Origin of the sequence: Streptococcus uberis (assembly GCF_900475595.1) — a bacterium.
Classification (GTDB): domain Bacteria; phylum Bacillota; class Bacilli; order Lactobacillales; family Streptococcaceae; genus Streptococcus; species Streptococcus uberis.
In genome coordinates this window covers 1085923-1112634 of record NZ_LS483397.1, presented here as the reverse complement: position 1 = coordinate 1112634, position 26712 = coordinate 1085923, and the positions used below count along the sequence as shown (strand labels likewise).

Genomic DNA, 26712 nt, shown 5'->3' with positions numbered 1-26712 from the left:
CCATACAGTTTTTGTACTCTCAAGATTTAAGTAACTATAAAACTCAATCAACAAGCGGTCATCTCACAATTTGGTTTTTGTACTCTCAAGATTTAAGTAACTATAAAACTTATCGAGCGAGACGCACCAACCCCAGAGGGTTTTTGTACTCTCAAGATTTAAGTAACTATAAAACCGATAGAGATTGGACGCTTTCTGGTGCTGGAGTTTTTGTACTCTCAAGATTTAAGTAACTATAAAACTAATAAGAATGCTGTTCAAGTCGGAGATAGTTTTTGTACTCTCAAGATTTAAGTAACTATAAAACTAATAAGAATGCTGTTCAAGTCGGAGATAGTTTTTGTACTCTCAAGATTTAAGTAACTATAAAACCAACTGAATCAGATAGTAATAAGTTGTTGCGTTTTTGTACTCTCAAGATTTAAGTAACTATAAAACCCTAGTTTTCTACCAGTACCAACACGATCTGGTTTTTGTACTCTCAAGATTTAAGTAACTATAAAACATCAGAGAGATGCTATTTGACAAAGAGGTCGTTTTTGTACTCTCAAGATTTAAGTAACTATAAAACATATACCTGTGTCTGTTACAGCTACACCAAGTTTTTGTACTCTCAAGATTTAAGTAACTATAAAACATTGAAATTAATTTTTTAGTTTGAGTAGCCGTTTTTGTACTCTCAAGATTTAAGTAACTATAAAACGCAGAGGTCGTAAACCTCGTCAGAAGTTAAGTTTTTGTACTCTCAAGATTTAAGTAACTATAAAACTTGGTGGTGTAACTTCTTCAATTTCAGTTCGTTTTTGTACTCTCAAGATTTAAGTAACTATAAAACAAGGACACGTGATTAAAGAGGAAGTGAAGGGTTTTTGTACTCTCAAGATTTAAGTAACTATAAATTATTGTTCTTAAGTAGATTTGGCAACTGTTTATTTTTAAATAATTCCATATAACCTTAAAACAGCCACTTTCTAGAGTGCCTGTTTTTTTGCTATTTTCTCATTTTTGCATGATTTCTTTGATTTTGTGTGACTTTATCCAGTCTATTGTTTAAAATGTATAATTATTAATAAACAAGGCGTGAAAATGTATATATTGAAATGCGTTTTCAGGGTTTTTCTTGTTTTTTTGATGCTTTAAACCCTATTAAAATAGCCTTTTATAGTAATTAAATTTTTTAGCCAATTTTTTCTTTGCAAACCCTTACATATGTGTTATAATGAAAAAAATAAGAGGAGAGATTCCGATGGAAAAAACATTTTTTATGATTAAGCCTGATGGCGTTCGTCGTGGTTTGATTGGAGAAGTGCTTCAACGCATTGAAAGAAGAGGGTTTACTCTTGATGCTTTGCAGCTAGTTACTCCGAGTCGTGAGCATTTGGATGAGCATTATCATCAATTGAAAGATAAAGCTTTTTATCCTGGTTTGATTGATTATATGATGAGTGGGCCAATTTTGATTGGTGTTATCTCAGGTAATGAAGTCATTGAGTCATGGCGAACTATGATGGGTAAAACCAATCCGAAAGATGCGGCGCCTGGTACCATCCGTGGTGACTTTGCTCAAGCACCAGATGAAAATGGCGAAATGATGAACGTGGTTCATGGTTCAGATTCTCGTGATTCAGCCAAAAGAGAAATAGAACTTTGGTTAGGTCATTTAACAGCTGAAAATAAATAAAACGGAAAGCACTGCTTTCCGTTTTATTATTGGTATATCTTAAGGTTTAGGGAGGTATTTTCTTTCTAAAGCTAGGCGATCTGCATAAGCTTCTTCGATAGTGTTTCGGGTAACACCGCGGTGTTGGACCCCTTTCACACAAATTCCGGCAATGTATCCACTGTGATGTTTGTAAACTCCCTTGTAACCAGTTGTGTTATTTTTATTGTGACGATTTTCAAACATGTCCATTTGGACACCGTCAACAATTTTTTTATGTTTATTGAGGACGCTGAGATCTTTCATCCGAGTATCACGATGCAAACAACCACAAGATCGCGTTCTTCCTTGACGCAATAAAGAGGTGTAAGTTTCTATTATCTTGCCACAATCACAGCGACAGATGTAGACGACTTCGTTGTTACCAGCTCTTTTCTCAGTCCTTTTGATGACTTTTAGTCGACCGAACCTCTCTCCCATGAGGTTTATTTTTTTCATGAAATTAATTATATCACAAAATACTACCTAGATAGGAATAATATTGTGACAGTTTGTTTTCAAAAAGCTAGTATTTTCATGAGAATTAAAATATTTTCAGATACTTTAATCTGATAAAAGCAACTTTTAAAGGATTGTTCTTATAGCGCTTTAACTTGACTTTTGTTATAATAGGGGGAAAACGAAAAATGTGTATAGGAAAATTGAATGAACAGTCAAGAACTCAAAAATAGACAAGAGAAAATCAGAAATTTCTCCATCATCGCCCATATTGACCATGGTAAATCAACTTTGGCCGACCGTATTTTGGAGAAGACCGAAACGGTTTCGTCACGGGAGATGCAGGCTCAATTGTTAGACTCTATGGATTTAGAGCGCGAGCGTGGGATTACCATCAAACTAAATGCTATTGAACTCAATTACACCGCAAAAGATGGTGAAACCTACATTTTGCACCTAATTGACACACCAGGGCACGTTGACTTCACCTATGAAGTTTCTCGTTCTTTAGCTGCCTGTGAAGGGGCTGTTTTGGTGGTTGATGCTGCGCAAGGGATAGAAGCTCAGACACTGGCTAATGTTTATTTAGCCTTAGACAATGATTTGGAAATTTTACCAGTGATTAACAAGATTGACTTGCCAGCTGCAGACCCAGAGCGCGTGCGTCAGGAAATTGAAGACGTGATAGGGCTAGACGCTTCGGAAGCAGTTCTGGCCTCAGCAAAAGCTGGTATCGGTATTGAAGAAATATTAGAGCAAATCGTGGAAAAAGTTCCAGCACCAAGTGGGGATGTCGATGCGCCACTACAAGCCTTGATTTTTGATTCGGTCTACGATGCCTACCGTGGGGTTATTTTACAAGTCCGCATCATCAATGGTGTGGTTAAACCTGGCGATAAAATCCAAATGATGTCTAATGGCAAAAGCTTTGATGTAACAGAAGTAGGTATTTTCACACCAAAAGCCATTGGTCGTGATTTCTTAGCGACTGGTGATGTTGGTTATATTGCTGCCTCAATTAAAACGGTTGCGGATACCCGTGTTGGAGATACGGTGACATTAGCTAATAATCCTGCTTCAGAACCATTGGACGGTTACAAGCAGATGAACCCTATGGTTTTTGCCGGTCTTTATCCGATTGAGTCTAATAAATACAATGATTTACGCGAAGCTTTGGAAAAACTGCAATTAAATGATGCCAGCTTGCAATTTGAACCTGAAACCTCTCAGGCCTTAGGCTTTGGCTTCCGTTGTGGTTTCTTAGGTCTTTTACACATGGATGTTATTCAAGAGCGTCTGGAGCGTGAGTTTAATATTGATTTAATTATGACGGCTCCGTCGGTTGTTTATCATATCAACACCACAGACGGTGAGATGCTTGCTGTTTCCAATCCATCAGAATTTCCAGATCCAACAAAAGTGGATTCTATTGAGGAGCCTTATGTTAAGGCACAAATCATGGTGCCCCAAGAGTTTGTAGGTGCGGTTATGGAATTGGCACAGCGCAAGCGTGGGGATTTTGTGACCATGGATTATATTGATGATAACCGTGTTAATGTCATATATCAGATTCCATTGGCTGAGATTGTCTTTGATTTCTTTGACAAGTTAAAATCATCAACTCGTGGTTATGCCAGCTTTGATTATGAGATTTCAGAATACCGTAAATCTCAGTTGGTTAAAATGGATATTCTCTTAAATGGTGATAAAGTTGATGCTTTGAGCTTTATTGTTCATAGAGAATTCGCCTATGAGCGTGGTAAATTGATTGTTGAGAAATTAAAGAAAATTATTCCTCGTCAACAATTTGAAGTGCCTATTCAGGCGGCCATTGGTCAAAAAATTGTGGCCCGTTCTGACATCAAAGCTCTGCGTAAAAACGTATTGGCTAAATGTTATGGTGGTGACGTTTCACGTAAACGTAAATTGCTTGAAAAACAAAAAGCCGGTAAGAAACGGATGAAAGCTATTGGATCCGTTGAAGTTCCACAAGAAGCTTTCCTAAGTGTCCTTTCTATGGATGAAGATACTAAAAAATAAACTTGTAACCTTACTTCATGTAAGGTTATTTTTATGTTAAAAGTGCGAATAAATGGGTCCTTTTTGGTAAAATAGTAAGAAAATCAGGAGGTGAGGGCGCTTATGACAGAAAATCAAGAGCAGTTACGTCAAAGAATTGGTGATTTAGCATATGAGGTGACACAAAAAGCAGCGACAGAGCCTGCTTTTACGGGCAAATATGATCAGTTTTTCGAAAAAGGGATCTATGTGGACGTGGTTAGTGGTGAGGTACTTTTCTCCTCAGAAGACAAATTTCAATCTGGTTGTGGCTGGCCAGCCTTTACGAAACCTATTGATAATCGCATGTTGACCAACCATGAAGATCTTTCTTATGGCATGCGTCGGATTGAAGTCAAAAGTCGTCAAGCTCAGTCCCATTTAGGGCATGTCTTTAATGATGGGCCTAGAGAGGCGGGGGGACTTCGTTATTGTATTAATTCGGCAGCACTGCGTTTTATTCCATATGATGCCATGGAGACTGAAGGCTATGGACAGTATCTTGCCTTATTTCAGAAAAAAGAGGATGAAATCAATGACTGAAAAAGAGACTTTAATCCTTAAAGAAACCCAAGACTGGGTTCATGAGAAACTTGCTAGAGAAACTAGTGGTCACGACTGGTGGCATATTGTCCGTGTTTGTCATAGCGCTGAAAGTATTGCAACTGAAGAAGGAGCCAATACCTTTATCTGTATCATGGCAGCACTCTTACATGACATGGCTGATGAGAAATTAAATGAAGACCCCAAAAAAGCTGACTTAGAAGTTCAAGAATGGCTTTATGCTAAAGACTTGACACAAGAACAAGTAGACCATATTTTAGACATCACGCGCACCATTTCCTTTAAAGGGGGCCATGGTAAAGCTTTGACCGACTTAGAAGCTAAGATTGTTCAGGACGCCGACCGCTTGGATGGCATTGGTGCCATCGGTATTGCCCGTTGCATGGCATATTCGGGTCACAAAGGCCGACTCATTCACGACCCTAACATGACACCTAGGGAAAATATGACGCAGGAAGAGTACCGTAATGGCCAGGACACAGCCATCATGCATTTCTATGAAAAATTGTTAACTTTAAAAGATCGGATGAACACCACTTTTGGGAAAAAGCTAGCGCAGCAACGTCATGAGTTCTTACTGACTTACTTAGAGCAATTCTACGAGGAGTGGGATGGCAAGCGCTAGCCAATTCACGTCAGCTGTAAAAGAGAGATGAGTATCTAAGGGACCTGTTTAGGGCTTTTAAGCCCCTTGACCGGGCTCCTTTTCTTAGATAGAATGGAGGTTAGGAAGGAAAAGGTGCAGGATTGCCAGTTTTAACAGATTATATTAAACACGTCCAAGAGGAGTCATTTGCGGACTTACCGCTTAATGAACTTGATATTGTTGCTCTTAATGAGATAGGTTATTTATCTTTCGATGACCTAGCTGATGTGACCATTGATGCATCGACCACCATTAAGCTCAAGTCAATTATCAAGGACAGTGGTGAAGACAGTCATAAAACGGTATATAACTATTTGATTACTCAGGAGCGGCTGGAGCTATTTAGAGCTATCCAGGCCTCTAAACGTTTTGAGAATGTTAGCCTGTCCCATTATGTCAATGAGGTTAATCCAGAGTTTGAAAAGCAATTTGCAGCTATGATTTTTAGCATTCCAGAAATCAATCATGTGCAGATGGTTTTTCGAGGGACCGATGATAGTTTAATTGGTTGGAAAGAAGATTTTAAGCTAACTTATATGTCAGAAATCCCAGCCCATCGCTCAGCTATTGCCTATTTGAGTCACTATCTAGAAGAACATCAAGACTGCAACATTATTATTTCTGGCCATTCTAAGGGTGGCAATTTGGCCTTATATGCTGCTAGCTTTTCTTTGGAAAAATATCAGGAAAAGATAAAGAAGGTTTACCTATTGGATTCACCTGGTTTGGCTGAGGAATTGCTAGCGCGTGAGAGTTATCAAGCTATTCGAGACCGACTGATAGTCATGCGCCCACAGGAATCTGTTGTTGGTGTTATGTTATACTGTGATGTTAAAGCAAAACTCATTAAGAGTGAGGCATTTGGCGTTTTACAGCATAAGACCTGTAATTGGCAGGTTAATCTTAAAGGAAAATTTGAGACGGTTTCCAAACCCTCTCATTTAAGTTTAACCTTGGATCAGACGTTTAAGGATTGGACCAAACAGTTATCAAAACAAGAGTTGAAGTTAGTTTGTGATAGCTTTTTTGATGCCATTATTTCCAGTGGCATGACCAGCTTACATGTCTTTACCTTTGATGAAAAATCCTTTGTCACCTTATTTAAAATCATAGCCAGTCTTAGGTCTATCGATCAAGCTAAAAAAGTGATTATGTTGAAGTCATTAAGGCAACTGATCCATGATTATACTGGTTATCGTAAAAGGGAAGTTTCGGAAAAAATCCAAGAGACTATCAACAACTTTTTGAAAAGAAAGTCAAGAAAAAAACTACCTTAAAAGGTGGTTTTTGCTTTTACAGTTTCTACTTGACCTAGACTCTATGGTCAGTGCTATAATAGGGTTAAGAACGGAGGTCTAATCATGTTAGAAACACTAAAATTAAATGACGGCACCCGTATCCCTCAATTAGGATATGGTACCTGGATGATCAAAGATGAGCATGCTGAACGTCTGGTATCTCAAGCTTTGAAGTTAGGATACCGACATATAGATACTGCTCAAGCCTATGGAAATGAGGTTGGTGTTGGAAAAGGACTTTTTATTTCTGGCATACCGCGTGAAGAAGTTTTTGTCACCAGTAAAGTGGCAGCTGAACATAAAAGCTATCAAGAAGCATTAGCTTCAATTGATGACTCCTTATTGAAACTAGGCTTAGATTATTTAGATTTAATGATTATCCATAGTCCGCAACCTTGGAAGGAATGGCGGTCAAGGGAAAAGAATTTTGATCAAGGCAATCTGGAGGCTTGGCGAGCATTAGAAGATGCGCAGAAAGCTGGTAAAGTAAAATCTATTGGCTTGTCAAACTTCTTGATAAAAGATATTCAAAACATTGAAAAACATGGTCATGTTAAGCCTGCTGTCAACCAAATTTTAAGTCACATTGGAAATGTTCCTTTTGACTTGGTGGACTATTGCAAGCAAAAAGACATTCTGATAGAAGCTTACTCACCAATTGCACATGGTCAAGCCTTAAAAGATCCAACCATTAAGGCAATAGCTGATAAATATCAGGTTTCTAGTGCGGTCCTATGTATCAAGTATGTTTTACAACTTGGTATGGTTGCATTACCTAAAACCGAAAACCCAGAGCACATGTTAGCCAATTTGAAAATGAATTTTACCATTCAAAGAGAAGATATGGAACGCTTAAATCAATTGCAATTCAGGGATTATGGTGAAGATGCTCGCTTCCCTGTTTTCAGTGGTAAATAAAAGATGAAGATTTTTCTTCATCTTTTTTTCGTTTTTGACTTGACTTGGAGTCAACTCCAAGGAATAGAATAGGGATAACTTATGAAAGAAGGTAAAGTTATGACAAAGGTTATCTTAGTAACTGGTGCAGGCCAACTGTCCATGGCTATTGCTAGAAGAATTGGCTTTGGTTACAAAATTATCATGGGGGATAAGTCTATTTCCAATGCGAAAGCCATTGCTAACATCATGACAGAAGCAGGCTATGATGTGGAGCCTTTCGAAATGGATTTAGCATCTAGAGATGCCATCAAAAAAATGATTGCTTATGGGCAAAGTTTTGGCCCCATCCATCACTTGATTAATGGTGCAGGGGTTTCTCCCTCACAAGCTTCAATTGAATTGGTCCTAAAAGTTGATCTTTATGGCACAGCTATTCTCCTTGAAGAAGTCGGTAAAGTCATTGAAAGTGGTGGGACTGGGATCACGATTTCTAGTCAATCTGGATTTCGTATGCCAGCTTTAAGTGCTGAGCAAGATCGACAATTAGCAACTGCTGATACAGAAAGTCTCTTAGCCCTTGATTTTCTGCAAGTGGATCAGATCAAAAATAGTTTACATGCCTACCAATTGGCTAAACGTGCAAATGAAAAACGTGTTATGGGACAGTCCGTCATTTGGGCTGAACGCGGCGCTCGCTTAAATGCCATTGCCCCTGGAATTATTGTCACGCCATTAGCTGTTGATGAATTTAATGGTCCACGAGGGGATTTTTATAAAAATATGTTTGCCAAATCACCAGCAGGACGTCCTGGTACAGCAGATGAAGTCGCTAACTTGGCAGAATTACTGATGAGTGATCGTGCATCCTATATTACAGGTTCAACTTTTTTGATAGATGGTGGCGCTACGGCTTCCTATTTTTATGGGCCGTTGCAACCAGAAAAGACAGATATGTAAAACAGAACGGTTAAGTAAAAAGATGGTAGTCATTGAAAGTCGTGAAACAGAATTTCACTTTAAGTATTAATTCTTAAAAATTCTGAAATATGATTGTAAATGACAGTTTCTACTTGACTTGAAGTGAACTCAAAGGTTTATAATGAGATTATAGAAAAGAGGAATCGTATGAAAGCAGCAACATTTATAGAGCCAGGAAAAATGGTAATTACGGAACGTGAAAAACCCATTATCGAAGCACCAACGGATGCTATTATTAAAATTGTCAGAGCTTGTGTCTGTGGTTCTGATTTATGGTGGTATCGTGGTATTTCTCAAAGGGAAACGGGTTCTTATGCCGGTCATGAAGCAATAGGTATTGTTGAATCAGTGGGAGAAGCAGTCACTAACGTTCAAGCAGGAGATTTTGTCATTGTTCCCTTCACACATGGTTGTGGCCAGTGCGCAGCTTGTAAGGCTGGTTTTGATGGGAACTGTACCAATCATGTACCAGGTAAAAAGATTGGTTATCAAGCTGAATACCTTCGCTATACCAATGCGGATTGGGCTTTGGTTAAAGTTCCAGGTCAACCATCAGATTATAGTGATGACAAATTGAACTCACTCCTCACCTTATCAGATGTGATGGCAACGGGTTATCATGCTGCCAAAACAGCAGAAGTCAAGGAAGGTGACACTGTCGTTGTTATGGGGGACGGGGCTGTAGGCCTTTGTGGCGTTATAGCTGCTAAATTATTAGGGGCTAAACGCATCATCGCTATGAGCCGTCATAAAGATCGCCAAGAACTAGCCCTTGAATTTGGAGCTACTGATATTATTGCTGAACGTGGAGATGACGCTGTTGAAAAAGTAATGGCTTTGACTAATCAAGAAGGGGTTGATGCCATTTTAGAATGTGTTGGGACTGAACAATCTGTTGACACCGCAGTCAAAATTGCTAGACCAGGAGCAATAGTTGGTCGTGTTGGAATCCCACAAAATCCAGAAATGAATACCAACAATCTCTTCTGGAAAAATATTGGCTTACGTGGTGGAATTGCTTCGGTTACAACCTTTGATAAAGAGGTCTTGCTTGAAGCAGTCTTGAGCGACAAAATCAATCCTGGCAAAGTTTTTACCAAATCCTTTACCTTGGATGACATTCAATTAGCCTATGAAGCCATGGATAAACGTGAAGCTATTAAATCATTAGTTCTTATCAGTGATTAAAGAGGTCTTATGAATATTAAAAAAGTCAGTGAATTAACAGGGGTTTCAGCGGATACCATTCGCTATTATGAACGCATCGGTTTAATTCCACCAGTGACCCGAAATCAGTCGGGTGTTCGCAATTTTTCTGACAGAGATATCTCTGTTTTGGAATTTGTTCGCTATTTTCGAGGCGCAGGCGTTTCTGTGGAAAGCTTGATTGACTACATTGGACTTGTTGAGCAAGGGGATAGCACTATTGGAGCCCGCTTGGCTATTCTACAAGAGGAGAGAGAAAAACTAGAAGAAAGAGTTTCTAAGCTTCAAGCTGCACTGGATCGTCTCAATCACAAAATAGACAATTATCAAAACAAGGTAGTTCCACGTGAACATCAATTATTTGATCAAAAAGAAAGTGAGTCATAATAATGAATGAAGAACTTGTCAAAAACGGTATTTTTCCAATGGGTGAAGAAAACCCCTATGGTAACTTTTTTATTGGACAATCTTACTTACAAAGTCTTGCAAAATCACCAGATGAAAGTTTAAGTGTTGGTAATGTTACCTTTGAACCAGGTTGCCGAAATAATTGGCATGTCCATTTGGATGGTTTTCAAATCTTACTAGTGACTGCCGGCGAAGGATGGTATCAAGAAGAAGGTAAAACTGCCCGGAAATTAGTTGCTGGTGATACTGTCGTTACCAATAAGGGGGTAAAGCATTGGCACGGTGCAACAAAAAATTCTTGGTTCTCACATATTGCCATTACATCAGGTAAGAGTGAGTTTTATGAAGCTGTGACTGATGAGCAATATAACAGGATAGAAAAATAAGAAAGTAGGTTTTTCAAATGGCAGAAAAAGTAACAGCAGGTCGCGATATCTTGGGTGAATTTGCACCTAAATTTGCAGAATGTAATGATGATATTTTATTTGGTCAAATCTGGTCACGTGAAGAACAATTACCAGCAAAGACCCGTTCCATGATTACCGTATCGGCATTGATTTCAGGAGGTAATTTTGAGCAGTTGGACCATCATTTACAATTGGCTAAAACCAATGGTGTCACCAAGCAAGAAATAGTAGAACTCATCACCCATTTGGCATTCTACGTAGGATGGCCAAAGGCTTGGTCAACCTTCAACCGTGCAAAACGCATTTGGGAACAGGAATAATCAATTATTAAGGGAGGAACACATGGAATATATTAAACTTGGACAAACAGGTCTTTCTGTCTCTAAACTTTGTTTGGGCTGCATGAGTTTTGGAGATGCTAGTAAGGGATTTCACTCAGGTTGGCTCTTAGATGAAGAAGCCAGCCGTAGCATCATCAAAAAAGCGTTGGATATGGGGATTAATTTCTTCGACACCGCTAATACCTATGCTGCAGGAACAAGCGAAGAATATTTAGGGAGAGCTATTCGTGACTTTGCTGATCGCGAAGAAATTGTTATTGCTACAAAAGTCTTTTTTGGTGATGGCAAACATGAGGGTAGAAATACCACTGGCTTATCCCGGAAAGCTATCTTTAATCAGGTTAATGCTAGCTTAGAACGTCTCGGGACTGACTACATTGATTTGTTATACATCCACCGTTGGGACTATAACACACCTATTGAAGAGACTATGTCCGCGCTACACGATTTGGTAAAGGCTGGGAAAGTTCATTACCTTGGGGCATCAGCTATGTACGCTTGGCAATTCCAAAAAGCCCAATACGTGGCGGAAAAAAATGGCTGGACCAAATTCTCTGTCATGCAAAATCATTACAATATGCTTTATCGTGAAGATGAAAGAGAAATGATGCCATTCTGTCAAGATTCAGGTGTGGCACTAGTTCCTTATAGTCCTTTAGCTGCTGGAAGAATTGTCAGGGATTGGGACGCAGAAACAGCAAGAAGTAAGACGGACCAAGTTGCTATTTCTAAGTATGACAAAACCCAAGAACAGGATTTAGAAATTGTCAAAATGGTGGCGCAAATTGCTGAAAAACGTGGCATTAGTCGTGCCCAGGTAGCCCTTGCTTGGTTATGGCAAAAAGGCATTCATGCCCCAATTGTCGGTGTTACCAAAGAAAAGTATCTGGATGATTTTATGGGGGCATTTTCTGTAACGTTAACAGATGAAGAGATGGAAGCCTTGGACAGTCACTACCTTCCTCACCAAATAGTGGGAGCATTATAATGTTTGCAATCCTTTGCTGAAAAGCAGAGGATTTTTTCTTGGTTTTACATTACCCTTCAAAAGGGCTATAATAGGGGACAGAAAAGGAGTACATATGACAAGCATTCAAAAGAAACTTCCTGGACTAGTTATCTGTCTATTCATAGCCTTACCAGCCTGGTTTTTAGGACAGGCCTTTCCAATCATTGGTGGTCCTGTTTTTGGAATCCTGATGGGGATGGTGATTGCTACTTTTTATACAAAAAGAGACAGAAGTCAAGCTGGTATTGCTTTTACCTCCAAATACATTCTGCAAACTGCAGTCGTCCTCTTAGGATTTGGCCTTAACCTCAATCAAGTCTTTAAAGTTGGACTTGAATCACTCCCAATCATTATATCTACCATTGCAACAGCTCTTTTAGTCGCTTATATCTTGCAAAAGAAACTGAACTTAGATGTTAACACAGCAACACTTGTGGGCGTGGGTTCCTCTATTTGTGGAGGATCTGCTATTGCTGCGACAGCACCCGTTATTGATGCCAAGGATGATGATATTGCCAAAGCCATTTCGGTTATTTTTTTGTTTAATGTCATGGCTGCGCTGATTTTCCCAACCTTTGGGCAAATCATTGGCTTGTCTAACCATGGCTTCGCTCTGTTTGCAGGTACAGCCGTAAATGACACGTCTTCAGTGACAGCAACAGCGGCTTCCTGGGACGCCATTCACCATTCCAATGCCTTGGACCAAGCAACCATTGTCAAATTAACCAGAACTCTTGCTATTATTCCAATAACACTGGCTTTAGCCATTTACAAAGAGAAAAAAGCCAGTCAAAACCAGAAGGGTTCAAGTTTTAATTTTAAAAAAGCCTTTCCAACTTTTGTCCTTTTTTTTCTACTAGCATCACTTTTAACCACTATCTTGAGTGGTTTAGGCCTGTCACTTACTTTGTTTGAACAATTGAAAGTTTTATCTAAATTCTTCATTGTCATGGCCATGGTAGCTATTGGCCTAAATACAAATCTCTTTAAACTCATCAAAACCGGAGGTCAAGCTATTACCTTAGGTGCCATTTGTTGGATAGCCATCAGCTTCGTTAGCTTATTGATGCAAGCCTTATTGGGGACTTGGTAAAGAAACAATGCCTAAAAGCATTCAGATTATGATATTCATCAGCCAGAAACAGTTGTTTCTGGCTTTTTAAATGGTTAGAAAGTTTGAGAATGTCATAGGAAATAGGGTGGGCATATGGGATTGTTTAAAAGTTATTTAGTATCAAATTTAAAATATAATTGTTTTATTACTTAATCACTAAAGCATTCATTTTTTTGATAAGAAAATAAGGTTAAAATTGGAAACGGTTAAATTTTTATTGACAAACATTCAATTGAATGATAGAATGAATTGTGAAAAAAATAACAAACAAGGAGTTGTTTATGTCTAAAAAGTTTATTGTTGTGGGAGGAGTTGCTGGAGGAGCGTCTGTAGCAGCACGTATCCGTCGACTAGATGAGAATGCAGAGATTACCATTTACGATAAGGGTAATGATATTTCATTTTCAAATTGTTGTTTACCTAATTACTTTAGTGGTGAAGTCGAAAAGATTGACGATTTAATTTTTTACAATCCTGTAACTTTCAAAACAACCTATAACTTAGAAGCGAAGACCAGAAGTGAAGTTTTAAGTATCAATGCCGATAAACATAGTGTTTTGATTAAAGATCTCAATACAGGTGACACCTATGAAGACTATTACGATTATTTAATATTGTCACCTGGTGCTAAGGCAATAAAACCTAAATCAATCAAAGGTATTGATTCAAAACATGTCTTTACTTTAAAAAATGTTAGTGATGTCAGATATATTGATAGTTATTTAAGTAATCAACAAGCCAATGAGATTGTAGTTGTCGGTGGCGGTTTTATAGGAGTTGAAGTAGCTGAATGTCTTAAAAAATCAGGCAAAAATGTGACATTGGTTGAGGCAGGTAATCAAATCATGATGCCGTTTGACATTGATATGGTACAAATGCTCCATAAAGAACTTTATGATAACCACATTAATCTTATTTTGGAGGATGCTGTTACTGAAATTACTGAAACAGAAGTCCATTTAAAAAGTGGTAAGAAACTGAATGCACAGTTGGTAATTATGGCAATTGGAGTTCAACCAGATATTCATTTTGCAGTGGAATCAGGTATTGAGATTGGTGAAAGTGGAGCTATAAAAGTTGATCATAACTATCAAACGAGTCTTCAAGATGTCTATGCAGTTGGTGATGCCATTGAAGTGACACATCTTTTGACTGGCAAAAAAACTCGCCTTCCTTTAGCAGGTCCTGCACAAAAGCAAGCTCGGAATGCAGCAGATGCTCTATTTGGAAAAATGTCTCGAAATAAAGGTGTCATAGGCTCTTCTTGTATTCGTGTTTTTGATATGAATGCAGCCTCTACTGGATTAAATGAAAAAGATTGTCAAGCCAATAACATTGACTACCGTACAGTCTATGTTATTCCAAATGATCGTGTTGGCCTCATGCCTGAAGCTTCACCAATGCACCTTAAAGTCATTTATCAGTACCCTAGCGGAAAAATTCTTGGGGCGCAAGCTATCAGCAAAGGAAATCCGATAAAAAATATTAACGTCATTGCTACTGTAATTAGTATGGGCGGAGATTTGGAAGATTTGAAAGACTTAGAACTTTGTTATGCGCCAGCATTTTCAACAGCAAAAGATCCTGTTAACTTTGCCGGTATTGTCGGCTTAAACAATCTTAATGGAGTTTATCAACAGATTCCAATGTCAGAGGTAAGAAGTCTTGTTGAACAAGGAGCTTATATTTTAGATGTCCGTGGAAGATCAGCCTTTGAAGATGCTCATATTAAAGGGGCTGTCAATATACCTCTTGATGAAATCAGACAACGTCTAGATGAAATTCCAAGAGATCAAACTGTCTATATCCATTGTCGTACATCATGGAATAGTTACTATGCTATTTGTGCATTGAAAGGATATGGCTTTAATAATGTTGTCAATATCCAAGGTTCATTCCTTGGCTTGAGTTATCACGAATACTTCAAAGACATGACAAGTGATCGAGAGTCCATTTTGACCAACTACAATTTTAACTAAAGATGCCAAAAAAATTAAATAAAATTGATATTCTTGCATTAGTTATTGGTTCGGTAATAGGTTGGGGTGCTTTCTACTTACCTGGGCAAAAATTTCTCACACAATCCGGTGTCATCAATACAGCTATAGGATTTATCATAGGCTGGGGCTTGATCTATTTTGTTCAAGTTGCCTATCATGTCATGATGGAGAATCATCATGATAAAGGAGGAGAATTTTCTTACGTCTATAAACAACTGGGACGTCAACATGGTTTTATCGTGGGGTGGGCCTTATCCTTTTGTTATCTGACATTGATACCTTTAAATGCTAGTGCCTTATCATTAGTGATAAAATCATTGCTTCCAAACTTTTCATATATGTATTTATATTCTATTGCAGGCAATCCAGTTTTTCTATCCGATTTAGTGATTTCAACGTCCGTCATTTATTGTTTTTATATTATCAATAAAAAAGGCATATCACTTTCAATGACCTTTCAAAAAATACTTATTCTGAGTTTAGTAGCTATTGTATTTTTGCTCACTTTCTTGATGGTATTAAAACCTGAAAAAAGTACATTTATTCAGACTTATATCAGTCATTACCAGTTTGATTTTGGTCAAATCATCCAAGTATTAGCTATTATTCCCTTCTTATTTGTAGGATTTGATATCGTACCACAAGTCATTACGGATTTAGGCTTTGATCGCAAGTTCGCTACAAAAATGACAATCCTTGCCACTGGTTTTGGAGTACTCATATATAACGCTCTTAATGTGATGACAGCTTTGGCTTTTACTCCACAAAAAGCTCACACCTTGACTTGGGCAAGTGGGAACGCTGTTTATACTCATTTTGGTTGGTTAGGCTTTGCTTGTCTTTGCCTAGCTCTCTTTGCAGCAATTGTTGGTGGTATTAATGGTTTTATGATTGGAAGTAGCCGTGTCTTCGAATCTCTTGGATGTCACGGATTATTACCAGACTATTTTTCAAAGGAAAATGAAGCAAGTGTGCCAGAAAATGCATTAAAGTTTGTTACAATTATTTCCATTTTAATGCCGTTTTTAGGAAGGATGATTATCCTTTATATCGTAGATATATCAAGTTTGATGGCTGGTTTAACATATGCTTACGTATCTTATATTAGTATCAAATTAGCAACTTCTCAAAAAGAAAAATGGCTTTGTTTTTTAGGTTTTTTAGTTGGTCTATTATTCATTATATTACTGGTATTTCCTGGTTCACCAAGTCAATTAAGACCTCAATCATTTGCCATATTATTGATTTGGATATTATTGGGAAGCTTTTATTTTAGAAAATTAAATAATTACAACACTGATAAGAAGTGTTGAAGGAGACAGAATGAAAAATATAGAAAAAATGTTAGGATTTCTTTTAGCGATACTTTTACTCGTTTTAGGAAAATTTTTATTGAGTTCAGATATGCTTTACTTTAGGTTAATTATTGGAGTTGCTCTAGGATATACCTTAAGTAGGGGTTATACAGGTTTTGCAGGCAGTGTGAACCGCGCTTATCGCACAGGTTCAACACGATTAATGAGAACAATGATGATGATGTTTTTCCTCACAACTCTCTTGTCAACAGCATTTTTGATGAATGCTGATCCTACAAAGTTTGATCTTTGGATTAATCCAATAAATGTAGGTTTGATACTTGGTGGGATTTTATTTGGTTTTGGGATGACTTTTTCGTCTTGCTGTGCTTCAGGTGTTTTAACCGACTTAGTAACAGCTTTACCAAGAGCACTAATTACCCTTATCTTTTTTGCATTTGGTGTTTTCATTGGATTCCCTATTCAAAACACAAGTTCTATAGTTAAAGATTCTTGGTTTACTAGTGAGGTAGGTTCTAAATTGTATGGTGGAGTTTACTTACCCGATCTTTTCAAGTGGGATGGGATGAAAGGTTACTTAGGTGCTTTGATTTTAACGGGTTTGTTATCAGCAATTATCATCTATTTAGCTCATCTATATGAAGAAAAGCGTAAGCAATCAGGCACTTATACTGGGCATTTTGGTGAAAAAATTCAAGATATCGAAGTTACTGATTCTCATAAAGAAGTAACGTCTGAAACGGATTGGTATCAACGTCTTTTTGTCAATGCTTGGTCATTACGAAAAGCTGCCGTTATTTTAGCAAGCTTATTTACCCTATTGATGGGTATCACTAAAGCGGGTTGGGGTGCTTCAACTCCTTATGGACTTTGGTTTGGAAAAGGATTAATGCTTTTTGGGGTCAAAGCGTCTCAGTTATCTAGTTTTACGCACATGCCTGAACCTGCATTTACAACACCATTTTTCCAACACCCAGTCAGTGTTCAAAACTTTGGAATCATCATGGGGACACTATTATTTTTATTAACCTCAGGTACTTTTCTTAAAGTCTTTAAGTCTGAACTCAAAATCACATCTAAAGAAGCAACTTTTTATATTTTAGGTGGCTTATTAATGGGATTTGGAACACGTTTATCAAATGGTTGTAATGTTGGAGCATTATATACACCAATCGCAAACTTTTCATTATCTGGTTGGGTTTTCTTAATCTTCTTGGTATTAGGTGGAATACTTGGAAATAAGGTTGCTCAGAAAGTAAATTTATAATGTGAATGCTTGCCCTATTAGAGAATTTAGACTCACCGTCAAGTTCTCTTTTTTTTATCAAAAATATCTTTTGATTTTGAATGTTTTCAGATTGTGATATAATTGAGGAAACTTGGAGGAAATTCTTAAATGTTCGAAAAAAATGATAGACACTATATGGATCAAGTTTTTTCAGAATATGTTAAAATTGGCAAAGCAATATCGAGTGAAAAACGGATTGAGATTTTGCATCGATTAATTCACGGAAGTAAAACTGTTGAACAACTTGCGCGCATTTCTGACATGACTGTTGCCAATACTTCTAGACATTTGCAAGTGTTGAAAGAAGCAAATCTCGTTAATAGTCTCAAGGATGGGAAATATATTGTTTATAGCATTTCATCAGATAGAATAGAACATATTCTAAATGATATTCATTTATTGAGTGAAGAGCAATCTCCAAAATTGAGGTATATTGAAGCGGAATTTGATCAGAGTGATCCTTTTATAAAGACATTATCAGTGAAAGAAGCATTGGTCTTAGCGGATCGAAAAGAAGTCCAGTTGATTGATCTCAGAATTCCAAAGGAGTTCTCTCTAGATCATATTCAGGGCGCCATTAATATTCCTTATCATCAATTGGAAAATAAAGTTGATTGTATCCCAAAAGATATCCCGATTATTTTGTATTGTAGAGGAAGATTTTGTCCATATGCCAATCAAGCCTCTGCTTATTTGAACAAGTTAGGATTTGAAGCTTACAGTGTCAACATGACACACTTTGAATGGCAAAGAGAAATGTTGTAAGACATACCTAGGGATTATGAAAGTATAGTTGTGTGTGACATTTAATTTGAAAAAACGAGAAGTTCTCACTTGAGACTTCTCGTTTTTTACAGTCAGTATTTGCAAGACTTGGGGTCTTTTGTTAACCTAGTTAGATAGAGAGTTTTATGAAAGGGGTTGGCACTTATTTTAAAAAAAATAGCTTATCTACTCTTTGAAGGAGTGATTGTAACCCTATTGGTTTTCAACTTGGCTACGCTTTTCCCTATTCCCTATTTGGGTTCGGTAGCTAATCACTACACCGTTCCTTATGTTAGGCTTTGGCTACCTTTGCTGGCTGTGGTTTTCCTGGTTAGTTTGTTTCTTGCTTTGCGGCATCAAAAGAGTCACTGGCATCTTGTCAACGCCGCGATAGCCTTGATTAGTTTTCTGTGTGGGGCTTATATTGTTTTGTCTATTGAAACCAACCTTAATCACTTGGGTGCAGACGTCAGTTTTTTGAAGTCCTATCAGGCGGAAGAAAATCCTGGGGTTTCAGTAGATGTTAAATCTTATACCAAATCGCCTTATGGTGATCTCAAATTGAATGTCTACTATACCAAAAACAAGATCAAGGATAAGCCTGTTTTGATTTTCATTCATGGTGGGGGTTGGGTGGCAGGCCATCGTTCCTCTCATGCTTATTATTGGCAATCTTTTGCTAAAGATGATTATGTTGTCTTTAGTCTGGATTACGATTTATCCAATCGGAAGCGCCATCTGTCAGACTTGACGGAAAAGCAATTGGCGGAAGGTTTCGCTTGGGTAAAAAAACATGCTAAGGATTACGGTGGGTCGACAGACCGTTTGGCGGTTACTGGTATTTCTGCTGGGGGAAACCTGGCTTTGGAATTAGCCTATAAAATTAATAATGGCAGTTACAAGGAAGTGGGGGGAAGACCACTGCCAAAAGTGTCGGCTGTTGCAGCTTCATACCCTGTTGCTGACCCGCAGACTTTTTATGAGAATGATGACCCTATTAAAGGCGACACAGCTAAAGCTATGGTTCTTTCCTATTTTGGTGGTCGACCGGATCAAATGCCTGAGAAATATGCAGAACGAACCCCTAAAAATGCTGTTTCTACAAAGACACCACCCACCTTATTAATTGCAGGTCAACGAGATACACTGGTACCGCAAGAGGCGACCTATCATCTTTCTGAGGTTTTAACCAAACATGGTATTCCCAATAAACTGGTTATTATTCCTTTTACCAATCATGCTTTTGATCGTGTTGATGGTAATTTAGGGAGTCAAGCCTATTTGCACTTAACCAAGGCTTGGTTTAAGGAGCAATTGCAAAAACCTTAAAGCACCAAACTATTCCTCATAGGGCAAATATGGTATGATAATACTAAAGATTTTTAGAAAAAAGGAGATGTTGTGAGAAAATACCTACAAGATATTGAAACAGAAGTTTCCCATTATTTAGAGATGGTTCTATCATTTATATTAATGGTAGCAATGGTTTTCTTTGCTTTTTCATTGATTAGTGAACTGCCTGGATTTCTCTCTAGTAAAATTGATAATGATCGTTTGTTTGAAGTGGTCCTATCACGTGCTATGTCTTTGGCGGTTGGTGTGGAGTTGATTAAGATGCTTTCGAAACCATCCCCTGGGACAGTGATAGAAGTACTTTTATTTGCCTTAACCCGCCAATTAATTGTGGATCATCCCAGTATATCGGATTTCTTATTAGGCATTATTGCTGTAGCCGTCTTATTTGCTATTCGTCGTTACCTCTTTATTCAATTTGATAATGCGACCCGTATGATTATCCGGGCTAATCATAAAATTAAAATGGTTAACGTTATGGCTAGAATTAATATTCAAGCTGAAAAAGACGATACCTTGAAGACTTATATGACCCGCAAATTAAATGAAGACAACAAAACGATTTCAGTGGGATCCATTGTCTACTTAAAGAATGTTGCCCTCAGAGTTGAAAAAATGCATGGTGATGAGATTAGCCGTGTTGAAGTGATCAGAGGGGTTTATTAATCTTAAAAAGGCTGCCTTAGGGTAGCTTTTTGACTGTCTATAAAAAGCTTCTTTTTTAGATATTTCTAATCACTATGCTAGAATAGAAGTGATAAGATTTTCAGAAAACTATAATTGGAGAATAGCGATGACTTTCAAAACCTTATCCCATAAACAATTTTTAAAAGACGTCTTTTTATGTTCTTTGGCCTCTTATGGTGGACCTGAAGCGCATTATGGTGTTTTTGCCCATCAATTGATTCAAAAAAGGTCTTATATTACTGAAGAAGAACTGAGTGAATTGATTGGTCTCTTTTCAATTGTTCCAGGTCCCTCCAGTACTCAAACCATCACAGCAATTGGTTATCATCTAGGAGGAAAGAAATTAGCTTTACTGACTTTCTTGATTTGGATAGGGCCTGCAGTTCTGATGATGTCGACCTTGGGATTATTCTTCCATTTTTTCAAAGGGAATCATCTTTGGCAGAACTTAGTAACTTATTTACCCGCGGCAGCCATCGCTTTTATCATTTATGCAGCCATAAATCTGACACGTAAAGTGGTCATTGATCTGAGAAGCTTAGCTTTTTTCCTAATGATGGGTATTCTTGCCTTTTTAACCATTGATTTATCTGTCTGGATGGTTTTCCTTTTACTCATGTTAGGTGGGATTTTGAGGAGTTTACCTTATTGGCGACAAGGTATAGTCAAAGGGCAAGGCTTGCATTTTAAATGGCGTCAGGCAGGTTGGAAGTATGTGTGGCTGATTGCTCTATTTGCTATCATTTTTCAACTGTTGGATCAATGGCATCAACCGCTTTTATCTCTTTTTGCCTCTATGTATCGCTATGGCTATTCTGTTATTGGCGGGGGACAAGTCATTATTCCGCTTATGATTCAAGACTTAGTGAAGAGCCAACACCTGCTAACACAGTCTGACTTTTTAACAGGCTATGCCTTTGACCAAGCCGTTCCAGGCCCACTCTTTAGCTTTGCAGCTTTTGTAGCAGCACGATCCTTTGCGGATGCAAGCTTCGGACTCTTGATTGGTATCCTTGGTGGACTGATGATTTTCCTACCCGGAACCCTTTTGGTCTTTTTCATGACCCCCTTATGGCAACATTTCCGTAAGCTCAGCTACATCAAATACTTTTTAAATGGAGTTACTTTAACCGTAGCGGCCTTGATTACCCTAACCGCCATCACCCAATTAACAAGCTTACCCCTTAACCTCATATCTGCCATAGTGGTTCTGATAACGACCCTAACGCTTTTGAGTAAAAAGGTGCCCGCTCCCTTGATCATCGTCCTTGTTATGCTGCTTGGTTTGGTGATCTAGCAAAATCAGGCTAGCGCCTTTGAGGTGGGGATCCTGACACATCAAATGAGGAAAATAGGTATTAGAGGTTCAGCTTTTCCCTAACGTTGAAATCCTTTTCAAAAAAGAAATTAAACTCTTGATTTGACATCCCCAAACCTGTTAAAATGAATATGTAAAACAATTCTCATACTGGCGACTCTAAACATGCAAATTAGCACTTGTCAGATGAGAAAAGATAATAGCTACGAAACTAGCAATGTAATCAAGGAGGTTACTATGGAAACTTATACACTTTCAAACGGCGTAACGATTCCCAAAATTGGTTTTGGGACATGGCAAATTCCTGATGGCGAAGAAGCTTATAATAGCGTTGCTCATGCTTTAAAAGTTGGTTATACGCATGTCGATACAGCGCAAATTTATCGCAATGAAGCGAGTGTCGGAAAAGCCATTGCTGACAGTGGTATTCCTCGTGAAGATATTTTCTTAACAACCAAGGTTTGGAATGACAAACATGATTATGAGTTGGCAAAAGCATCTATCGATAAATCACTTGAAACACTTGGTGTTGATTATGTGGATTTACTTCTAATTCACTGGCCAAATCCAAAAGCTTTACGTGAAAATGATGCTTGGAAAGCTGGTAATGCAGGTGCTTGGAAAGCTATGGAAGAAGCCTATAAAGCTAAAAAAGTTAGAGCCATTGGTGTTTCCAACTTTATGATCCACCACTTAGAAGCTTTATTTGAAACTTCCGAAATCAAACCACATGTCAACCAAGTCTTACTAGCGCCAGGTTGCCCTCAAGAAGAGTTGGTTGCATTTTGCCAAAAACATGATATTTTGTTAGAAGCTTATAGTCCACTTGGAACAGGAACTATTTTTGACAATGCCATGGCAAAAGAAGTTGCAGAAGCTAATGGTCGCTCAGTAGCACAAGTTGCCTTACGTTGGAGCTTACAAAAAGGCTTCTTACCATTACCAAAATCTGTTACTCCAAAAAATATTGAAGCAAACCTAGATATCTTTGATTTTGAATTATCAGAAGAAGATATGGTCAAATTAGACCAAGTCGAAGGTGTTAAAATGCAGAAAAACCCAGATGAAACAGATTTCTAATCCAGTCTTTTTACATTAAGAAACAGCAAAGCCATTTCCTTTGAAATGGCTTTTTTGTCTCAATGATAGATATTATTAAAAATACAAAAAATATAATGAATAATGAGCTAAGCTATTGCAAAAGTAATGACAATAAGGTAAACTTTTCAAGCAAGTATTAATAACTAGTGATAAATAAGATGACACTTGCAAGAAGGAGATATTATGCAAAAACACATAGATAATTTTACCCCATATGCCCTAGGCTTACTTCGCATTGTTACGGGTTACATGATGATTTTTCATGGCTTAGACAAGGTTTTTGGCACTTTCAGTGGTAAAGTTGTGCCATTAACTAGTTTAATTGGAGTTGGTGGTATCATTGAACTAGTCTTTGGCTTTTTAGTTTTAATTGGCCTTGCGACACGCTTAGTAGCATTTATTTTATCTGGACAAATGGCAGTGGCTTATTTCATGTTTCATGGATTAGCAGGCAATGTTTTCCTGCCTTATGTCAATAAAGGTGAACTTGATGCCTTGTACGCTTTTGTTTTTTTCCTTTTTGTCTTTACAGGAAGCGGAGCATTGGGAGTAGATAATTTCATAGCTAAAAAGAAGGACTAGATATCACTATCTAATTTACCCCTAATTCGTTGAATTAGGGGTTTTATTATCTATGCGTAAGGATATTTTTCTTTTTTTAAAATTTTTAATAGTTTGATCCATAAAGAAGACGACAAAAATTTGATTTTAGGATATAGTAATAATAGAAATAAGCATGAAATAGATTGCTGATACAAGAATTAAGACTGTCAAGTTAATCACGATTTGTCTATAGTCTTGTTCAAGTATTTAAAAGAAAAGGAGAAAAGTTTGTCATGATTAAAGCCATTATTTTAGACATTGATGGCACTTTGACCAACTCTCAAAAAGAGATTACTGTTGAAACCAAGGAAGCTTTATTAAAAGCTCAAAAATTGGGTATCCGTTTAGCTATTGCGTCAGCTCGAAGTGAAAATGGTTTAAGACGCTTTGGTCGCTGGTTAGATTTTGAGCACAATAACGGCATTTTCATTTGTTACAATGGTGGGTTGATTATCAATAGTCAGACCAATGAAGTCTATTACGAGAAGGCTATGCCGACAGAATTAGCTAAGGAAATTTTGGAACACTTGAAGCAATTCGATTGTATTCCCATGGTTAACAAGGATGAATACATGTATTTGAATGATGCCTTTAAGGGAATGATTCATACGCCAAATGGTGATATGGACATTATTCAATATGAGACACGTTCTAATGAATTTTTGATCTGCGAAAAAGCTGATTTGGCAGACTTCGTGGATTTCGAAGTATCAAAAATTTTGGTAGCAGCTTCATCTGATTATATGGCCGAAAATGCAGAAAAAATGGGTGCGCCATTTAAAGAGCGTGCCCGTACCGGAATGACCGCGCCTTTCTATTATGAATTCAATGCTAAGGGCGTGGAAAAAGATGTGGCTATCGAAAAAGCCTTCGAAGAAATGGGCATTTCAAGCGATGAAATGATGGCCTTCGGCGACGCCCAAAATGACTTGGCCATGCTTAAATATGTTAAATACGGCATCGCCATGGGCAACGCCATCGATGAATTGAAAGAGGTTGCTTACGATGTCACAGACGACAACGACCACGACGGCATCGCCAAAGCCCTTTACAAATACATCCCAGAATTAAAGGATGTGACACTTTAAGAAGAAAGACAAAAGCAGCCCTACGGAAGGGGGCTGTTTTTTGGGTGGGCTGAAACCATGATTTTAAGATATTTTAGCTTGTATTGTTCCGCTAAATTGAAAATGTTATTCCGATAAATCATCTATTGTTCCGAACTATGGTATAATTGGGTTTGAAAGTGAGGTTATGTATGGACTATATGAGTGTAAAACAAGCAGCACTTCTATGGGGAATTTCAGATAGGCGTATTCGAACCCTTTGTCAGGAAGGCAAAATTGAAGGAGCTTTCCAAGAGGGCAGAGCATGGAAAATCCCAATTGATGCTAAAAAGCCGTCAGATGGGAGATACAAAAAATCGGCTAGTCTCATTCCTCTAATTGAAGAAAAATTGGAAGTTCTGAAATCATTACGACCACTAACAAGTGGAGAATTAGAACGATTATTAGAAGAATTTACTGTTGAATTTACCTATAATTCAAACGCTATTGAGGGAAATACACTAACTCTGCGAGAAACAGACATGGTACTTCGTGGCTTAACAATTGATCAGAAGCCTTTAAAAGACCATATGGAAGCCATAGGACATCAGGAGGCTTTCAGATATGTTTGTAATCTTGTTTCTGAAAAACAAAGTTTAACGGAACAAGTCATAAAGGACATTCACTATTTAGTTTTATCAGATAAAAAAGACGACCGTGGTGTTTATCGAAAAGTCCCAGTTCATATTATGGGAGCAGCTAATGAACCAGCTCAGCCATATCTTATCCGTCCAATGATGGAACAACTCCTAAGCAAATTTGAAAGCAACAGGGAAAATATTGTTACCAAAATGGCTCTTTTTCATATTGAGTTTGAAAGCATTCATCCCTTTATTGATGGTAATGGCCGTACGGGTAGATTATTAGTTAATTTAGAGCTGATGAAAGCAGGTTATCCTCCAATAAATATTAAGTTTACGGATAGATTAGCCTACTATCAGGCTTTTGATCAATACCATTCAAAAGGTGATTTGTCAGCTATGGAAGATTTATTTGCTCGATATCTTAATGAAAGACTTGATAATTACCTTAGTATCTTAGGTGGTCAATAATATCCCATGTGAATGGAATCAGTTATTTTATTATTATGGTATAATTGGACTCATGAAATGGTCAGGAAATTTTAGAATTTTACAGACCACATAATCCCTCGTCGCCCTTTTTCAAACCTAGAAAGGAATCCTTAAATTGTCATACAAATTCTTATTATTTGACCTTGACCATACTTTGCTTGATTTTGATAAAGCAGAGGAAGTGGCTCTAACAGAACTGTTGATGGAATGCCAGGTTCCTGATCTTCAGGCCTATAAAGACTATTACAAACCAATGAACAAAGCCATGTGGAAGGATCTTGAACAGAAGCGTTTAACAAAGAAAGAATTGGTCAACACGCGTTTTGCCAAGTTGTTTGAGCATTTTGGGAAAACTGTCGACGGTAGCTATCTGGCGGAAAGATACCAGGCTCATCTTCAAGACCAAGGTCAAACCTATGCTGGCGCAGCAGAATTATTGGCTACTTTAAGATCAAAAGGCTACCGCATATATGCAGCGACCAATGGCATTACCAAAATTCAAACCGGACGGATGAAAGCTTCAGATATTGCATCATTTTTCCAAGCTATTTTTATTTCAGAAGCATCTGGTAGTCAAAAACCAGACAAGGCTTTCTATGATTGGATTGGCCAACAAATCCCAGACTTTGATAGAAAAAATTGTTTAATGATTGGGGACTCTTTGTCAGCTGATATACAAGGTGGCAATAATGCAGGCATTGATTCCGTTTGGTACAACCCTCATCACTTAGAAAATGGCAGTAAAGCCCAACCAACTTATGTAGTTTCTAATTATCAGGAACTTTTAGAGATATTATAATGATAAGCGTCATTGTTTTTTAAGAAGAGTATTATGACTGATTTCATCAACTTATATGACATTGTCTATGACAAAAATACTCATAATAAATGTATTGTTGTTTATGTTTCAGATGATATCATGGATGATTCTTATCTCATCGATCCCATCGGTTACTCCTTTGAGCTTGATTGGAGAGAAGCGTCTGACTTAGAAAAAGTCCCAGACAATGAGTGA

Annotated in this window: 27 protein-coding genes and 1 CRISPR repeat array (1 of these 28 only partly in view); of the genes, 26 read left to right on the top strand and 1 reads right to left on the bottom strand. The window is 37.7% G+C overall.

Annotation, left to right across the window (positions count from 1 at the left end):
- Window positions 1-901: direct repeats of the CRISPR family, unit length 36 nt; unit sequence GTTTTTGTACTCTCAAGATTTAAGTAACTATAAAAC; it reaches 125 nt to the left of the window's first position.
- A gap of 345 nt (window positions 902-1246) precedes the next feature.
- A complete protein-coding gene (ndk, locus tag DQM95_RS05895; RefSeq protein WP_012658574.1) occupies window positions 1247-1681 on the top strand; it encodes a nucleoside-diphosphate kinase in 435 nt (144 codons plus the stop codon).
- A 39-nt stretch (window positions 1682-1720) separates the two neighbouring features.
- Here the strand turns inward: ndk and DQM95_RS10075 are convergent, their stop codons facing one another.
- Window positions 1721-2140, bottom strand: coding sequence for a hypothetical protein (locus tag DQM95_RS10075; protein WP_231909961.1), 420 nt, complete (start codon window positions 2138-2140; stop codon window positions 1721-1723).
- A gap of 225 nt (window positions 2141-2365) precedes the next feature.
- Between DQM95_RS10075 and lepA the strand changes: the two genes are divergently transcribed.
- The 25 genes from lepA (at window position 2366) to DQM95_RS05765 (ending at window position 26712) form a co-directional block, all read left to right on the top strand.
- Window positions 2366-4198, top strand: coding sequence for a translation elongation factor 4 (gene lepA / locus DQM95_RS05885; protein ID WP_037591999.1), 1833 nt, complete (start codon window positions 2366-2368; stop codon window positions 4196-4198).
- Window positions 4199-4300: 102 nt separating this feature from the next.
- Window positions 4301-4759, top strand: coding sequence for a peptide-methionine (R)-S-oxide reductase MsrB (gene msrB, locus DQM95_RS05880; protein WP_037592001.1), 459 nt, complete (start codon window positions 4301-4303; stop codon window positions 4757-4759).
- The gene (locus DQM95_RS05875) at window positions 4752-5405 is read left to right on the top strand and encodes an HD domain-containing protein (RefSeq protein ID WP_111685967.1); all 654 of its coding nucleotides are present in this window, start codon (window positions 4752-4754) and stop codon (window positions 5403-5405) included. Before msrB ends, DQM95_RS05875 begins: the two co-directional genes overlap by 8 nt.
- Before the next feature lie 122 nt (window positions 5406-5527).
- Window positions 5528-6703, top strand: a complete 1176-nt coding sequence (locus tag DQM95_RS05870) for an Mbeg1-like protein (protein ID WP_037592003.1) — start codon at window positions 5528-5530, stop codon at window positions 6701-6703.
- Window positions 6704-6787: 84 nt separating this feature from the next.
- Window positions 6788-7642 (top strand): aldo/keto reductase, encoded by an 855-nt coding sequence (locus DQM95_RS05865; protein ID WP_037592005.1) that lies wholly within the window; start codon window positions 6788-6790, stop codon window positions 7640-7642.
- Between the two features lie 99 nt (window positions 7643-7741).
- Window positions 7742-8581, top strand: a complete 840-nt coding sequence (locus DQM95_RS05860) for an SDR family oxidoreductase (RefSeq protein ID WP_037592496.1) — start codon at window positions 7742-7744, stop codon at window positions 8579-8581.
- Window positions 8582-8749: 168 nt separating this feature from the next.
- Complete coding sequence (locus DQM95_RS05855; protein ID WP_037592007.1) at window positions 8750-9790, top strand: zinc-dependent alcohol dehydrogenase family protein; 1041 nt, start codon at window positions 8750-8752, stop codon at window positions 9788-9790.
- 9 nt (window positions 9791-9799) lie between these two features.
- Window positions 9800-10195: a stress response transcriptional regulator NmlR gene (nmlR, locus tag DQM95_RS05850; RefSeq protein WP_012658565.1), complete on the top strand. Its 396-nt coding sequence runs from the start codon at window positions 9800-9802 to the stop codon at window positions 10193-10195.
- A 2-nt stretch (window positions 10196-10197) separates the two neighbouring features.
- Window positions 10198-10602: a cupin domain-containing protein gene (locus tag DQM95_RS05845; protein WP_037592009.1), complete on the top strand. Its 405-nt coding sequence runs from the start codon at window positions 10198-10200 to the stop codon at window positions 10600-10602.
- 17 nt (window positions 10603-10619) lie between these two features.
- The gene (locus DQM95_RS05840; RefSeq protein ID WP_037592011.1) at window positions 10620-10943 is read left to right on the top strand and encodes a carboxymuconolactone decarboxylase family protein; all 324 of its coding nucleotides are present in this window, start codon (window positions 10620-10622) and stop codon (window positions 10941-10943) included.
- Window positions 10944-10965: 22 nt separating this feature from the next.
- Complete coding sequence (locus DQM95_RS05835) at window positions 10966-11952, top strand: aldo/keto reductase (protein WP_111685966.1); 987 nt, start codon at window positions 10966-10968, stop codon at window positions 11950-11952.
- A gap of 94 nt (window positions 11953-12046) precedes the next feature.
- On the top strand, window positions 12047-13066 hold the full coding sequence (locus DQM95_RS05830) for a YeiH family protein (protein ID WP_037592013.1): 1020 nt from the start codon (window positions 12047-12049) through the stop codon (window positions 13064-13066).
- A 302-nt stretch (window positions 13067-13368) separates the two neighbouring features.
- On the top strand, window positions 13369-15066 hold the full coding sequence (locus tag DQM95_RS05825) for an FAD-dependent oxidoreductase (protein ID WP_037592015.1): 1698 nt from the start codon (window positions 13369-13371) through the stop codon (window positions 15064-15066).
- A 2-nt stretch (window positions 15067-15068) separates the two neighbouring features.
- Window positions 15069-16400 carry an APC family permease gene (locus DQM95_RS05820; RefSeq protein WP_037592017.1) on the top strand — a complete coding sequence of 444 codons (1332 nt, stop codon included), beginning with the start codon at window positions 15069-15071 and terminating at the stop codon, window positions 16398-16400.
- Window positions 16401-16410: 10 nt separating this feature from the next.
- On the top strand, window positions 16411-17670 hold the full coding sequence (locus DQM95_RS05815) for a YeeE/YedE family protein (RefSeq protein WP_046389422.1): 1260 nt from the start codon (window positions 16411-16413) through the stop codon (window positions 17668-17670).
- Between the two features lie 129 nt (window positions 17671-17799).
- On the top strand, window positions 17800-18456 hold the full coding sequence (locus tag DQM95_RS05810) for an ArsR/SmtB family transcription factor (RefSeq protein WP_037592020.1): 657 nt from the start codon (window positions 17800-17802) through the stop codon (window positions 18454-18456).
- Between the two features lie 156 nt (window positions 18457-18612).
- The gene (locus DQM95_RS05805) at window positions 18613-19785 is read left to right on the top strand and encodes an alpha/beta hydrolase (protein ID WP_111685965.1); all 1173 of its coding nucleotides are present in this window, start codon (window positions 18613-18615) and stop codon (window positions 19783-19785) included.
- 72 nt (window positions 19786-19857) lie between these two features.
- On the top strand, window positions 19858-20475 hold the full coding sequence (locus DQM95_RS05800) for a hypothetical protein (RefSeq protein ID WP_037592022.1): 618 nt from the start codon (window positions 19858-19860) through the stop codon (window positions 20473-20475).
- A gap of 127 nt (window positions 20476-20602) precedes the next feature.
- Window positions 20603-21793, top strand: coding sequence for a chromate efflux transporter (gene chrA / locus DQM95_RS05795; RefSeq protein WP_037592024.1), 1191 nt, complete (start codon window positions 20603-20605; stop codon window positions 21791-21793).
- Between the two features lie 258 nt (window positions 21794-22051).
- Window positions 22052-22894 carry an aldo/keto reductase gene (locus DQM95_RS05790; RefSeq protein ID WP_037592026.1) on the top strand — a complete coding sequence of 281 codons (843 nt, stop codon included), beginning with the start codon at window positions 22052-22054 and terminating at the stop codon, window positions 22892-22894.
- A gap of 204 nt (window positions 22895-23098) precedes the next feature.
- On the top strand, window positions 23099-23497 hold the full coding sequence (locus DQM95_RS05785) for a DoxX family protein (protein WP_037592027.1): 399 nt from the start codon (window positions 23099-23101) through the stop codon (window positions 23495-23497).
- A 254-nt stretch (window positions 23498-23751) separates the two neighbouring features.
- Window positions 23752-24606, top strand: coding sequence for a Cof-type HAD-IIB family hydrolase (locus tag DQM95_RS05780; RefSeq protein WP_046391346.1), 855 nt, complete (start codon window positions 23752-23754; stop codon window positions 24604-24606).
- Between the two features lie 170 nt (window positions 24607-24776).
- Window positions 24777-25676, top strand: a complete 900-nt coding sequence (locus DQM95_RS05775) for a Fic family protein (RefSeq protein WP_037592029.1) — start codon at window positions 24777-24779, stop codon at window positions 25674-25676.
- Window positions 25677-25812: 136 nt separating this feature from the next.
- Window positions 25813-26496 (top strand): YjjG family noncanonical pyrimidine nucleotidase, encoded by a 684-nt coding sequence (locus DQM95_RS05770; RefSeq protein WP_046391344.1) that lies wholly within the window; start codon window positions 25813-25815, stop codon window positions 26494-26496.
- A gap of 33 nt (window positions 26497-26529) precedes the next feature.
- Entirely contained in the window at window positions 26530-26712 is a 183-nt protein-coding gene (locus DQM95_RS05765) for a hypothetical protein (RefSeq protein ID WP_037592032.1), read from the top strand.